The sequence below is a fragment of the Promicromonospora sp. AC04 genome, assembly GCF_003058225.1.
Classification (GTDB): domain Bacteria; phylum Actinomycetota; class Actinomycetes; order Actinomycetales; family Cellulomonadaceae; genus Promicromonospora.
This window is the reverse complement of record NZ_QBUG01000011.1, coordinates 213,564-227,259: the sequence shown is the minus strand read 5'-3', so window position 1 is coordinate 227,259 and position 13,696 is coordinate 213,564. Positions and strand designations below refer to the sequence as shown.

Here is a 13,696-nt window from a genome sequence, read left to right as displayed (position 1 = left end):
AGCAGGTGCGCACACCCAGGGTAGCGACCGCGCGGGATGCAACACGCGGCGTCCGTTTCCCGGTATCTTTGCAGGCACGGTCAGTACTGCCACTGGAGTCAGAATGGACGAGATCTTCAGCCCGATCCTCATCGAGCTGCCCCCCACCTCCAATCTCAACGACGTGCTCGCTGAGCGGGTCGGCAAGGGTGCCGACAAGCCGATGATGGAGGTTCCCGCAGGCAAGGGCGAGCCCTGGCGGGTCGTCTCGGCCGGCGAGTTCGACGCCCAGGTGGTCGCTGTGGCGAAGGGCCTCGTGGCCCGCGGGATCGAGCCCGGCGACAAGGTCGGCATCATGTCCCGTACCCGGTACGAGTGGGCGGTGCTGGACTTCGCGGTCTGGGCCGCCGGCGCGGTGCCCGTCCCGGTCTACGAGACGTCCTCGGCCGAGCAGGTCGAGTGGATCCTGTCCGACGCCGAGGTGAAGCTGGTCTTCGCCGAGAGCGCCGCCAACGCCGCCACCGTCGACGAGGTGCGCGACAACACCCCGCTCGTGGCCGAGGTGCTCGTCATCGACGCCGGCGCGCTGGACGCGGTGGCGGCCAGCGGCGTGGACGTGCCCGACGCCGAGATCACCCGCCGTCGGGCCCTCGCGGACCTCGACGACCTCGCCACGATCATCTACACCTCGGGCACCACCGGTCGCCCCAAGGGCGCCGAGCTGACGCACCGCAACTTCGCGTCGCTCGCCGTCAACGCCGTCGAGGCCGTGCCGGAGGTGTTCGCCAAGGACGGCGGACGCACCCTCCTGTTCATCCCGATGGCGCACGTGTTCGCGCGGTACATCCACGTGCTCGCGGTGGCGGGCGGCGTCGTCACCGGGCACTGGGGCGACACGTCGACGCTGGTCGACGGCCTGGGCGAGTTCAAGCCCACCTTCATCCTCGCGGTGCCGCGGGTGTTCGAGAAGGTCTACAACACTGCCGAGCAGACGGCGGCCGCCGGCGGCAAGGCGAAGATCTTCCACTGGGCCACGGCGACGGGTATCGCGTGGTCGCGGGCGCTGGACACGCCGTCGGGCCCGGGGCTGGGCCTGCGGCTGCAGCATGCGGTCGCCAGCGCGCTGGTGTTCTCCAAGCTGCGCGCCAAGCTGGGCGGCCAGGCGGAGTTCGCGGTGTCGGGCGGCGGGCCGCTCGGCGAGCGCCTCGGCCACTTCTACCGCGGCCTGGGCCTGAAGGTGCTCGAGGGCTACGGCCTCACGGAGTCCACGGCCCCGACCAGCGTGAACCGCCCGACGGCGACGAAGATCGGCTCGGTCGGCCTGCAGCTTCCGGGCTGCGCCGCCAAGATCGCGGAGGACGGCGAGATCCTGCTCAAGGGTCACCACATCTTCCGGGCGTACCACAAGAACGAGGCCGCCACGGCGGAGTCGTTCACCGAGGACGGCTGGTTCCGCACCGGCGACCTGGGCGTGCTGGACGGCGACGGGTTCCTCACGATCACCGGCCGCAAGAAGGAGATCATCGTCACGGCGGGCGGCAAGAACGTGGCGCCGTCGAACCTCGAGGACCGCATCCGGGCGCACGCGCTGGTCAGCCAGTGCGTCGTCGTCGGCGACAACAAGCCGTTCATCGGGGCGCTCATCACGCTCGACGCCGAGGGCCTGCCCGGCTGGCTGAAGATGCACGGCAAGCCCGCGCTGTCCGTGGACGAGGCCAGGAAGGACCCGGACGTCCTGGCGGCCCTGGACGGCGCGGTGCAGCGCGCCAACAAGGCGGTCTCGAAGGCCGAGTCGATCCGCAAGTACACCGTGCTGGCGGGCGACCTGACGATCGAGAACGGGTACCTCACGCCGAAGCAGAGCGTGAAGCGGGCGGTGTTCCTGAAGGACTTCGACGCCGACGTCGAGCGCCTGTACGCGGACAAGAACAAGGAGAGCCTGCACCTCATCGGCTGAGCCGTCGGCCGGCGGGGCTCCAGGTTCGGTCGGTTGGCGGGGCTCCGACTTCGGTCGGTTGCTGGGTGAGGTGGTGTGACATCGGTCGGTTGCCTTGAGATCGGTCCAACGGCGGACCGATCTCAAGGCAACCGACCGATCTCATGTCCGGACCGGGTGCACCTGACCGATCTCGTTCGGCTGAGCGGTCGCGCCTTGCCCCTGTTACTCAGTCGTGAGCGTGATCCAGGTGTCCGGCGGCACGTCCGGCAGCCCCGGCACGGCGCGGTGCTCCTCGGTCCACGCCTGCCCGACGGCGTCCGTGGCCACCGCCCGCCAGAAGCGCACCGCCGGCGGGTTGGCGTCCTGGAACGCGACCTCCCACCGGCCGGGGAAGCTCGCCAGCACGTGCGCCGCGAGCTCGCGCCCGACGCCGGTCCGCCGGGCCCCGCGCACCACGAAGAACGAGCTGAGCACGCGGGTCGGGCCGTCGAGCCCGCGCACCAGCGCGAACCCGACGGGCGACGGCGGGGCGCCGTCGGCGGGCTCCAGGTGCGCGAGGACACCACGCCAGGCCGGGTCGGTGAACGCCGCGTCCAGCCGTTCGCGCCGGAACTGTCCGCTCGGGTCGGGGAGCGCGCCCGAGACCTCGGACATGTCGTGCCGGAACAGGAGCCAGAGCCGCTCCAGGACGGGGCGGTCGGCGGGTGTCGTGGGCCGGATCGTCAGCCGTGCGGTGGGGAAACCGTGAGAGTTCGTCATAACAGAAAGCCTCCCGGGCCACTAGGCGCCGGGAGGCTCGCCGACATTCTCGCACGAGTCGGGCACGGTCCGACAGGGTGCTCATTCACCGGACGTGCCGGGCAGTGTCGCCGGCCGTCAGTAGGATGACGACGAAGGGTGCCACGCGGGCGATCGCCGGCCGTGGCGCCGCGAAATTTCCCTGATGAGAGGTGCTCCTCCGATGGCTGTTCGTCGTGTGGCCCTGCTGACCGCCGGCGGCTTCGCGCCCTGCCTGTCGTCGTCGGTCGGCGGTCTGATCGAGCGTTACACCGAGCTCGACCCCGAGATCGAGATCATTGCCTACCTGCACGGCTACCACGGCCTGCTGACGGGCAACAAGATCGAGATCGACGACGAGGCTCGCAAGCAGGCTCACGTCCTGCACAAGTTCGGCGGCTCGCCGATCGGCAACTCGCGCGTGAAGCTGACCAACGTCAAGGACGCGGTCAAGCGCGGCCTCGTGCAGGAGGGTCAGGACCCGCTGCACGTCGCCGCGGAGCAGCTCAAGGCCGACGGCGTGGACGTGCTGCACACCATCGGTGGTGACGACACCAACACGACGGCCGCCGACCTCGCCGCCTACCTGCACGAGAACGGCTACGAGCTGACCGTCGTGGGCCTGCCCAAGACGATCGACAACGACGTGGTGCCGATCAAGCAGTCGCTGGGCGCGTGGACCGCCGCCGAGGAGGGTGCGAAGTTCGCGGCCAACGTCATCGGCGAGAACCGCGTGGGCCCGCGCATGCTGATCGTGCACGAGGTCATGGGCCGCCACTGCGGCTGGCTGACCGCGGCCACGGCGCAGTCCTACCGCGGCTGGCTCGACGAGCAGGAGTGGGCACCGGCCCTGGGCCTGTCGCGCGAGCGCTGGGACGTGCACGCGGTGTTCCTGCCCGAGCTCGAGATCGACCTGGAGGGCGAGGCCAAGCGCCTGCGCGGCGTCATGGACGAGATCGGCAACGTCAACATCTTCCTGTCGGAGGGTGCGGGCATGCACGAGATCGTGGCCCAGCTCGAGGCGGCGGGCGAGACCGTGGAGCGCGACCCGTTCGGGCACGTGAAGCTCGACACGATCAACCCTGGTCAGTGGTTCGCCAAGCAGTTCGCGGAGAAGCTGGGCGCCGAGAAGGTCATGGTCCAGAAGTCGGGCTACTTCTCGCGCGCCGCGGCCGCCAACTCCGAGGACCTGCGCCTCATCAAGTCGATGACCGACTACGCGGTCGAGTGCGCGCTGCGCGGCGAGTCCGGCGTCATCGGCCACGACGAGGAGGACGGTGACCGGCTCAAGGCCATCGCGTTCCCGCGCATCGCCGGCGGCAAGGCGTTCGACGTCTCGCAGGAGTGGTTCGGCCAGATCCTCGCCGAGATCGGCCAGCCGCTCGTGCCGGCCGCTCCCGCGGAGCACTGAGCACCGTGCGGGCACCACTGGCATCGCTGGTAGCACCGGCACCGCGGACGGTGGGGCGATGAGCACCGTCGCCGACCCGGCCGAACGCGCCGCCGGTCCGGCGGGGCTGGACCACTACCGCACGCTGGAGGCGCGCCAGCAGCCCACGTGGCCGGACCCGGCCGCGCTGGCGGCCGCCACCGGCCGCCTGGCCCAGGCCGCGCCCATCGTGGTGCCCGCACAGGCCGACACCCTGACCGAGCGGCTCGCCGCCGCCGGCCGGGGCGAGGCGTTCCTGCTCCAGGGCGGGGACTGCGCGGAGACGTTCGCCGAGGCGAACGCCGACCGCATCCGCAACAAGATCCGCACCATCCTCCAGATGGCGGTGGTGCTCACCCACGGCGCGAGCACGCCCGTGGTGAAGATGGGCCGCATGGCCGGCCAGTACGCCAAGCCGCGCTCCAGCGACACCGAGACGCGCGACGGCGAGACGCTGCCCGCCTACCGCGGCGACATGATCAACGGCTTCCCGTTCACGCCGCAGGCCCGGATCCCCGACCCGGAGCGGCTGGAGCATGCCTACCGCATCTCGTCGGCGACGGCCAACGTCGTGCGGGCCTTCACGCAGGGCGGTTTCGCCGACCTGCGGCAGGTGCACGAGTGGAACCGCGGCTTCATGAGCAACCCCGCCTACGCGCGGTACGAGAAGACGGCGGACGAGATCGACCGGGCCATCCGGTTCATGCACGCGTGCGGCGCCGACTTCGACGCGCTGCGCTCCGTCGAGTTCTTCCTGAGCCACGAGGCCCTGGTGCTCGACTACGAGAGGGCGCTGACCCGCACCGACCAGCGGACCGGCAACGCCTACGACACCAGCGCGCACTTCCTGTGGATCGGCGAGCGCACACGTCAGCTCGACGGCGCCCACGTCGACTTCATGTCCCGGATCGCCAACCCCATCGGGGTGAAGCTGGGCCCGACGACGACGCCGCACGACGCGCTGGCGCTCACCGAGCGGCTCAACCCGGACAACGTGCCCGGCCGCCTCACGTTCATCACGCGCATGGGCGCCGGCCGGGTCCGGGACGTGCTGCCGTCCATCGTCGAGTCCGTGACCTGGTCCGGCGCGAACGTCACGTGGGTGACGGACCCGATGCACGGCAACACGATCACCTCGGACAGCGGCTACAAGACCCGCCGGCTGACGGACGTGCTCGACGAGGTGGCCGGGTTCTTCGAGGTGCACAGGTCGCTGGGCACCGTCCCGGGCGGGCTGCACATGGAGCTCACGGGCGACGACGTCACCGAGGTGCTGGGCGGAGCCGAGGAGATCTCCGACGCCGGCCTCGCGCTGCGCTACGAGACCCTCGTCGACCCCCGCCTGAACCACCAGCAGTCGCTGGAGCTGGCCTTCCAGGTGGCGGAGATGCTCCGCCGGTGACCCGCCTGGTCAGAGCAGCGTCTGTGCCACTCGGCGGACGGCGGCGCGCTTGCCGTTGACCAGGGCGTCCACCGGCCGCTCGCCGAGCTCGTCGTTCGGCGTGAACAGCCACTCGAGGATCTCCTCCTCGGTGAACTGGGCGTCGGACAGCACCATGACGGTGCCGCGCAGGGTGGGGATGATGCCGGGGCGGCCCTCGACGTCGGGCAGCACGAACCTGGCGGGAACCTGGAAGACCTTGGGGTTGCCGCGCTTGATGCCCACGATCTGCCGGTCGCGGACCATGCCGCGGGCCTTGCCGACCTCGATGTCGAGGATCTCGGCAAGGTCGACCAGGTTCAGCCATTCGCCCACGAGGGTGTCAAGATCAGTCACGGGAGAAGCGTAGGCGACCGGGCACGGAACCGGGACACGGCAACGATCCGGCAACAGCCCGTCGTCCGCTATGCACCTTTCACCCAGCGCGTCGGTGGTCACCCGTACACTCCCACCCGTGGCTCAGGTGACGGCAGACCCCCTCATCGGCCGCCTGGTCGACGGGCGGTACGAGATAGTCGCGCGCGTGGCGCGCGGAGGCATGGCCACGGTGTACCGGGCGCACGACAGGCGCCTGAACCGTGAGATCGCCCTCAAGGTGATGCACCCGCACCTCGCGGAGGGGGAGCAGGCGGCGAGCTTCCGCGAGCGCTTCGAGCGCGAGGCGCGCTCGGCGGCCGGCCTGCAGCACCACGGCGTCGTCGCGGTCTACGACCAGGGCACCGACGGCGACATGCGCTACCTGACCATGGAGTACGTGCCGGGCACCAACCTGCGCCAGCTCATCCGCGACGGCGACCTCACGCTGCGCCGGTCGTTCGCGATCCTTGATGTCGTGCTGTCGGCGCTCGCCGCCGCGCACGCCAAGGCGATCGTGCACCGCGACATCAAGCCGGAGAACGTGCTGCTGGAGGAGGGCACGGGTCGCCCCAAGGTGGCGGACTTCGGCCTGGCCCGCGCCATCTCCGAGGTGTCGAACACGACGACGGGCACCGTGCTGGGCACGGTGGCCTACCTCGCGCCCGAGACCATCTCCACCGGGCACGTCGACAAGCGCGCGGACGTGTACGCGGTGGGGATCCTCGCGTTCGAGATGTTCACCGGCCGCCTGCCGCACGAGGGGGAGGGGCCCATCCAGGTCGCGTTCGCGCACGTCAACACCGACGTGCCGCCCGTGAGCGCGTTCGCCGGCCACCTGGGTCGCCCGCTGGACCTCCTGGTCCGGGCCCTCACCGCACGTGATCCGGACCAGCGCCCGCGCGATGCCGCGGTCGCGCTCGACGTGCTGCGGAGCACGTTCCGGCAGATCCCGAACGAGGTGCTGGACATTCCCGCCAAGGCGGCGCCGCCGCCGTCGTCGGCCGCTGTGAAGGCGGCGCGGACCGCCGTGGTGGAGCGGCCGCCGGCCGGTGGTTGGGTGGCCCAGCCGCTGCCGCCGCAGCCCCCGCCGCCGCCGCCCGCACGGCAGCCCCGGCGCGGCGGCAAGGTCCTGCTGGTCGTCGCGCTGGTCGCGGTCCTGTTCAGCGCGTGGTGGTACACGGAGCGCGGCCCGGGCGCCTACGCCGTCGTGCCCAACGGCGTCGTGGGCGTCGCCGCGGAGCAGGCCGAGGAGGCGCTGACCGGGGCCGGGTTGACCGCGTCGAGGGACCAGGAGTACAGCTCGACGGTGCCGGAGGGCGAGGTGATCTCGGCGCAGCCGGACGAGGGCCGGCGCGCGCTCCGCGACCAGCGCGTGCAGCTGGTGGTCTCGCTCGGGCCGAAGCTGGCGGAGGTACCGGCGGGGCTGGTCGGCATGCGCGAGCGGGCGGCGCGGCTGGCCCTGCGGGGTGTTGGCCTGACCGAGATCGAGGTCTCGCGGGAGTACTCCGCGGACGTCGCGCGCGGGGAGGTCATCTGGGCCTCCGTCCGGGAGGGCACCAGGGTCCCGACCGACGAGACCGTCCGGCTCACCGTCTCGGACGGGCCGCCGCCAGTGACCGTGCCGGAGGTGGCGGGCCTGGCGATCGGCGACGCCACCGACGCGCTGGCCGCCGAGGGGTTTGACGTGGCGCGGGAGGACCGGTTCGACGAGAAGGCGCCGGTCGGGACGGTGATCGGGACCGACCCGGGTGGCGGCGAGGGCGCCGAGCAGGGCGGCACGATCACGGTGGTCGTGAGCATGGGCAAGGAGGGCACGGTGCCCGACGTCACGGGGATGTCCGTCGAGGATGCCACCGACCTGCTCGAGAAGGCCGGCTACACGGTGGTGGTGCGCGGGTTCGGGGGGCTGTTCGGCGACGGCGTCATGGAGACCGAGCCGACCGCGGGGAAGAAGCTGAAGCAGGGCGGCGAGGTCACGATCTGGACCTGGTGACCTGGACCTGGTGACGGCCCGGCCCGCGCCGTAGCGGCCGGCCCGGCGGCGAGGATGAGCCGAGCCGCGGTCAGGCCGTCCGGTCGACGGCGGCGTGCGCCAGGTCGGTCAGCAGGCCCCGGCCCGGTTGGGTCAGGTCCGCCATGTCCAGCAGCGCGTGCCCGCGGACCGCGAGGTCGTCGATGAGCTGCTCGACGGCGTCCAGCGCGCCCGAGCCGATGATGACCTCGCGCACCCGCGCCACGTCGTCGTCGGACAGGTCCGGGTTGCCCAGCGCGGCGATCAGGGCCGCTGCGTCGGGGCCCTCGGCGTCCGGCAGCAGCGCCAGGGTGCGCGCGACGACCACCGTGCGCTTGCCTTCGCGCAGGTCGTCGCCCGCGGGCTTGCCCGTGACCGCCGGGTCGCCGAAGACGCCGAGCACGTCGTCGCGAAGCTGGAACGCCTCGCCGAGGGGCAGGCCCGCCGCCTCGATCCCGGCCGCCGCCTGCGCGCCCGCGCCCGCCAGCAGCGCGCCCAGCGCGAGCGGCGCGGCCACCGAGTAGCTCGCCGACTTCGCGCGCAGCACCTTCCGGGCGCGCTCCTCGTCGGAGGCGGGGTCGTGGCCCCAGGGCTCCGCCTGGACCAGCACGTCGAGGTACTGGCCCACCACCACCTCGCTCTGCATCGCGTCGAAGCGGGCACGGGCCGCCCCGGCGACGGCCGCGGGCACCAGCGCGAGTGCCGCCGACAGCTCGCGCTGGGCGGCCAGGAGCACGAGGTCGCCGAGCAGGATCGCGGCGGAGTCGCCGAACCGCACCGGCTCGCCGGCCCAGCCCGCTGCCGCATGCTTGGTGGCGAACGCGCGGTGCGCGGTGGGGCGGCCGCGGCGGGTGTCGGAGTTGTCCATCACGTCGTCGTGCAGCAGGGCCGCCGCCTGGAAGAGCTCGAGCGCGGCGCCCACCCGGACGGTGGCGGTGCGGGCGGGATCCGCGGCGTCCGCGGAGCCGCCGTGCGCACGGAAGGACCAGTAGCAGAACGCGGCCCGCAGCCGCTTGCCACCCAGGAGCAGCCCGGCCGCCTCCTCGACCATGGCCTCGGCGCTCGGGCTGATCGCGCCGGCCTCGGCCGCCAGCTCGTCGAGATGGGCGGTCACCGCGGCGTCGACGTCGGCGCGGAGGTGCTCGGCGTCGACGAGGGCTGCGGGGCTCCGGGCGCTGGTACGGGTGGGTGAGACGGACACGGCACCAGCCTATGGGGTGCGGACGGTGCCGCTGATCGAGCAGAGGCGCCGCTCGCCGTCGTCGAGCACGCCGACCAGGAGCGACTCCTGCACCTCGCCGGACTTCTCCTTGGTGATGCGCAGGAACGCGGTCTGCGCGGTGAGGCCGCTCGACTCCGGCGCGGGGATCTGCTTGAAGCCCTTGCTGGTCAGAATGTGCTCGGCCTGCGCGATCACCTGGTCCGTCGGGCGGCTCGAGGACAGGTTGAGCGTGACCTGGGTCATCGGGGTGGCCTCGGTCGTCGCGTCCTCGGGGACGGGCACGGGCTGCGCCGACGACGCGAGCAGGGTGGCGTCCTTCGGCACGGGGAAGAGGTCGGTGGGGAACCCCTGCGCGTACGTGCCCACGGCGGACGACGGGTCGAAGGTAGGCAGGTCGGCGGGCCCGCCCGCCGCCGCCCCGCTCGGCTCCCCGGTGCTCTCCGTGGTGGCGGCCGTGGCCGCCTGCTCGGACCCGCTGCCGCACCCCGCGGTCGCGAGCACCAGCCCGACGGCGGCGGCGAGCGCGGCCGCGCGGCGGGCGCTGGCGAAGTGGGGCACGTCGCACACGGTATCCGTACAGACCCTCGTGACGACAGTTCGGGGCGTTGAGCGCGACCACAGGAGATCCGTTGTCCACACGGTCCTCCTGGGCGCGCCGCCGCCCCGCCGGGGGGCTGGGATCGTCGGCATGAACCCGAAGAACAGCACCCCGAAGAACCTCGGCCGGGGGTCCGTGGTCCCGAACGCCACGGTGGTCCGCGTGGCCGGCCCCGAGGACCTCCTGGCCTACATCCCTTACCGGCTCGGCTTCGTGCCGGCCGAGTCCGTCGTCGCGGTCAGCCTGACCGGCCCGCGCCAGCGGGTAGGGCTCGTGGCCCGGGTCGACCTGGCCGACCTCCGCCTGCGGCAGCCGGGCGACCCGGACGGGCCCGACGGCGCGGCCACGGCCCGCTGGCTCACCGACCACGTGGTGGCCGACGGCGCCGACCGCGCGGTGGTGGTGCTGTACACCGCCACCGACCCGAACGCGCAGTCGGGCGCCGCGCGCCGCGCCGTGGCCCTGCTGCGGGCCCGGCTCGAACGCAAGCTCCCGGGGACCGAGGTGTGGCTCGTGTCGCCGACGGGCTTCCGCGCGCTCGACTGCGCCGACCCGATGTGCTGCCCCGCCGAGGGCAGGCCGCTGACCGCGCTCAAGGGCAGCCGGGTGGCCGCCCACATGGTGCTGGAGGGCCGCACCGTGGCCGGCACCCGCGAGGAGCGCTACGCCCTGCGGCCCGCGCCGGAAGCGGCACGGACCCAGGCGCGCCGGGCGGCCGCGCGCTGGACCGACACCTACCGGCGGCTCCTGAACCAAACCAGGTTCCCCGACGGCGGCCCGATCGACGGCGCGGTGCCGATTGGTGGCGCGGTGCCGACCGACCGCACGACGCAGCGCCGTGGTGCGGCGTTCGGCCCGCGGGCGGCCGAGGCAGCGGCCGAGCGTGCCGAGCAGGCACTGGCGGAATGGGGAGCCGAGAGCCTGGGCCTGTGGCGCTCCGCGGTGCGCGTCGCGGCCGCCGTCCGGCCCGGGCAGCCCGTGGTGCTGTCCCCGGTGGACCTCGGGAAGATCGGCGCGGCGCTCGCGGACACGCCCGTGCGGGACGCCGTGCTGCTCAGCCTGGCGCCGGGCACCGAGGAGACGGCGCTGCGCACCGCGCGGCGTGCGGCGGACGGTGACACGGACAAGGCCACCGGAGCCGTCATGGCCCGGATCGTCGACCCGGAGCAGGGCGTCCCGCCCGACGAGGACATCACGCGTGCGGCCCGTCACGTCCTGGAGGCGGTCGTCACGCACGTGCCGCGGAACCGGCGGGCTCCGGCCTACCTGCTGCTGGCGCTGGTCGCGTGGTGGCACGGCGACGGCGGGCTGGCGGCCGAGCGGGTGTCGGACGCGCTCGGGGTGGACAACGACTACCGGCTCGCGCTGCTGCTGCGCGGAGCGATAGTCGGGGGAGTCCCGCCCGGCTGGGTGCGGCGGGAGCGGGGCCTGTCCCACGGTGAGCCGGAACCGGAGGAGGCCGCCGCCGTGTGAGGCACGGCCTGGGGCGTGGTGTGGGGTAGCGTCAGTTGACATGACGATCGTCGTCGGCCACCTCGCCACACCCGAGGGCCAAGAGGCACTCAGTACCGCTGTCACCGAGGCCCGGGAGCGCAAGGCTCCGCTGGTCGTCGTCACGAGCGGAAAGCGTCCCGTCGACGAGTGCCGGGCCGAGATCGACGAGCTGGTCGGCGGCCTGGCGGCCGAGGTCGACGTGCGGGTGGAGCAGGGCACCGGCGACCTTGCCGAGGACCTGATTCGCACCGCCACGAGCACCGGCGCCGAGCTGATAGTGATCGGCCTGCGCAAGCGCAGCCCCGTCGGCAAGCTGATCCTCGGTGCAGGTGCGCAGCGGATTCTCGTCGAGGCGCCCTGCCCGGTGCTGGCCGTCAAGGTCTGATCCGGGCGGTTCCGAGCTGTTCCGAAGCTGTTCCGAGCAGATCTGAGCGGTCTCCGGCGCGGTCCGAGGCCTGGTCCAGGGCAGATTCGCGAAACCGGGAATGGTGTGGCCGTCCGGTTCGTTGACTCTTGGCACGTGAAATCAGAAAGCCCGCGGGGCAGCCTCGCCCGACGTGACTTCGCACTGACTTTGCCCATATCACCGCGTTCGTCGCGGTGTACAGGTAGGCCGACGGTACAATATATATGTTCGCCGGCGGAAGAAGAAGGTCCAGTGACGGCCCCGCCGGTGGTACACCGCCCCCTCGAATGCCGAAAGGTCGGTTTGTGGCGCCCACTCCGCTGAAAGCCCCCCAGGACATTGCTCCTGTCCCTGCACGCGACAACCTGCCCCGTGAGTTCGAGCATCCTGCCTTGCAGGAGCTCCTCGCCCGAGGCGCCGCCGACGGCTCGGTGGACGCCGAGAACTTCCGGCGTGCATGTGAGACCGCGGAGGTCGGTGACGCCAAGCGGCTCAAGGCGGTGCTGCGCGCACTGGCCAACGCCGGTGTGCAGGTCGGACTACCCACTGTGACGAAGGTGGCCGCCGCCGCGGCCACCCGCTCCACCGCGGTCGCTGCCAAGGCGCCCGCGGGCGACGCGGCCGAGAAGCCCGCTCGGCGCACCCGGTCGACGGCCGCGAAGGCCCCGGCCGCGAAGAAGCCTGCCGCTACGCGCTCCACCGCGAAGCCAAAGGACGTCGACCTGCCCGATGACGTCGACCTGGACGAGATCGACGACTTGGACGAGGAAGACACGGGCGCGCGGAAGAAGCCGGCGGCGAAGACCGCCGCCAAGAAGCCCGCCGCTCGGGGCAAGTCGAAGTACGACAACATCGAGCCCGACGGCGTCGCCGTCGAGGACCCCGAGGAAGAGACCGACTCCGGTCCCGAGATCGTCACGAAGGCGACCCGTGGCCGAGGCAGCAAGGCGGCCAAGGAGGAGAACGAGAGCTCCGGTTTTGTCGTCTCCGACACGGACGACGACGACCAGCCCGCACAGCAGGTCGTCACCGCCGGCGCCACGGCCGACCCGGTCAAGGACTACCTGAAGCAGATCGGCAAGGTCGCGCTGCTGAACGCGGAGCAGGAGGTCGAGCTCGCGAAGCGCATCGAGGCCGGCCTGTTCGCGGAGGAGCGTCTCGCCACCACGGAGTTCGACCGGGACGACAAGGACCAGCGCCGGTTCGAGCGCGACCTGAAGTGGATCGCGCACGACGGCAAGCGCGCCAAGAACCACCTGCTGGAGGCCAACCTCCGCCTCGTGGTCTCGCTGGCCAAGCGGTACACGGGCCGCGGCATGCTGTTCCTGGACCTGATCCAGGAGGGCAACCTCGGTCTGATCCGTGCGGTCGAGAAGTTCGACTACACCAAGGGCTACAAGTTCTCGACCTACGCCACCTGGTGGATCCGGCAGGCGATCACGCGTGCCATGGCCGACCAGGCCCGCACCATCCGCATCCCGGTGCACATGGTCGAGGTCATCAACAAGCTGGCCCGCGTGCAGCGCCAGATGCTCCAGGACCTGGGCCGCGAGCCCACGCCGGAGGAGCTGGCCAAGGAGCTGGACATGACCCCCGAAAAGGTGGTCGAGGTCCAGAAGTACGGCCGCGAGCCCATCTCGCTGAGCACCCCGCTCGGCGAGGACGGCGACAGCGAGTTCGGTGACCTCATCGAGGACTCCGAGGCAGTTGTGCCGGCTGACGCCGTGTCGTTCACGCTCCTGCAGGAGCAGCTGCACCAGGTCCTCGACACCCTCTCCGAGCGTGAGGCCGGCGTGGTCTCCATGCGGTTCGGCCTGCAGGACGGCCAGCCCAAGACGCTCGACGAGATCGGCAAGGTCTACGGCGTGACGCGTGAGCGCATCCGTCAGATCGAGTCCAAGACGATGTCGAAGCTGCGCCACCCCTCGCGGTCGCAGGTGCTGCGCGACTACCTCGACTAGACGCTCGACCGAGCCGCGGGCTCGGACGCCGACCTGAACGCCGGGCGGGTGAACTTCTCCGGAAGCTCACCCGCCCGGCGTC

General features: G+C 72.1%; 11 protein-coding genes. 7 read left to right on the top strand and 4 right to left on the bottom strand.

Annotated features, from left to right (window positions below):
• Positions 1–103: 103 nt before the first annotated feature.
• Positions 104–1,936: a long-chain fatty acid--CoA ligase gene (locus C8K30_RS25420; protein WP_108495683.1), complete on the top strand. Its 1,833-nt coding sequence runs from the start codon at positions 104–106 to the stop codon at positions 1,934–1,936.
• A gap of 204 nt (positions 1,937–2,140) precedes the next feature.
• Here C8K30_RS25420 and C8K30_RS25415 read toward each other — a convergent pair whose 3' ends face one another.
• On the bottom strand, positions 2,141–2,677 hold the full coding sequence (locus C8K30_RS25415) for a GNAT family N-acetyltransferase (protein WP_108495682.1): 537 nt from the start codon (positions 2,675–2,677) through the stop codon (positions 2,141–2,143).
• 202 nt (positions 2,678–2,879) lie between these two features.
• On the opposite strand from C8K30_RS25415, the gene C8K30_RS25410 reads away from it, so the two are divergent.
• Both C8K30_RS25410 and C8K30_RS25405 read left to right on the top strand, forming a co-directional pair.
• Positions 2,880–4,106 (top strand): pyrophosphate--fructose-6-phosphate 1-phosphotransferase, encoded by a 1,227-nt coding sequence (locus tag C8K30_RS25410; protein WP_108495681.1) that lies wholly within the window; start codon positions 2,880–2,882, stop codon positions 4,104–4,106.
• Positions 4,107–4,164: 58 nt separating this feature from the next.
• The gene (locus C8K30_RS25405) at positions 4,165–5,526 is read left to right on the top strand and encodes a class II 3-deoxy-7-phosphoheptulonate synthase (RefSeq protein WP_108495680.1); all 1,362 of its coding nucleotides are present in this window, start codon (positions 4,165–4,167) and stop codon (positions 5,524–5,526) included.
• Positions 5,527–5,535: 9 nt separating this feature from the next.
• Here C8K30_RS25405 and C8K30_RS25400 read toward each other — a convergent pair whose 3' ends face one another.
• Entirely contained in the window at positions 5,536–5,901 is a 366-nt protein-coding gene (locus tag C8K30_RS25400; protein WP_233257442.1) for an Rv2175c family DNA-binding protein, read from the bottom strand.
• Between the two features lie 118 nt (positions 5,902–6,019).
• Here C8K30_RS25400 and pknB point away from each other — a divergent pair, with 118 nt between their 5' ends.
• Positions 6,020–7,915: a Stk1 family PASTA domain-containing Ser/Thr kinase gene (gene pknB / locus C8K30_RS25395; RefSeq protein ID WP_158281126.1), complete on the top strand. Its 1,896-nt coding sequence runs from the start codon at positions 6,020–6,022 to the stop codon at positions 7,913–7,915.
• 70 nt (positions 7,916–7,985) lie between these two features.
• On the opposite strand, the gene C8K30_RS25390 is transcribed toward pknB, so the two are convergent.
• Positions 7,986–9,134, bottom strand: a complete 1,149-nt coding sequence (locus tag C8K30_RS25390) for a polyprenyl synthetase family protein (RefSeq protein ID WP_108495677.1) — start codon at positions 9,132–9,134, stop codon at positions 7,986–7,988.
• 9 nt (positions 9,135–9,143) lie between these two features.
• Positions 9,144–9,713 (bottom strand): hypothetical protein, encoded by a 570-nt coding sequence (locus tag C8K30_RS25385; protein ID WP_108495676.1) that lies wholly within the window; start codon positions 9,711–9,713, stop codon positions 9,144–9,146.
• Between the two features lie 130 nt (positions 9,714–9,843).
• Between C8K30_RS25385 and C8K30_RS25380 the strand changes: the two genes are divergently transcribed.
• From C8K30_RS25380 to C8K30_RS25370, 3 genes are all read left to right on the top strand, one after another.
• Positions 9,844–11,226 (top strand): DUF4192 domain-containing protein, encoded by a 1,383-nt coding sequence (locus tag C8K30_RS25380; RefSeq protein ID WP_146197596.1) that lies wholly within the window; start codon positions 9,844–9,846, stop codon positions 11,224–11,226.
• A 40-nt stretch (positions 11,227–11,266) separates the two neighbouring features.
• A complete protein-coding gene (locus tag C8K30_RS25375) occupies positions 11,267–11,632 on the top strand; it encodes a universal stress protein (protein ID WP_108495674.1) in 366 nt (121 codons plus the stop codon).
• Between the two features lie 308 nt (positions 11,633–11,940).
• On the top strand, positions 11,941–13,614 hold the full coding sequence (locus C8K30_RS25370) for an RNA polymerase sigma factor (protein WP_369941197.1): 1,674 nt from the start codon (positions 11,941–11,943) through the stop codon (positions 13,612–13,614).
• Positions 13,615–13,696: the final 82 nt, after the last annotated feature.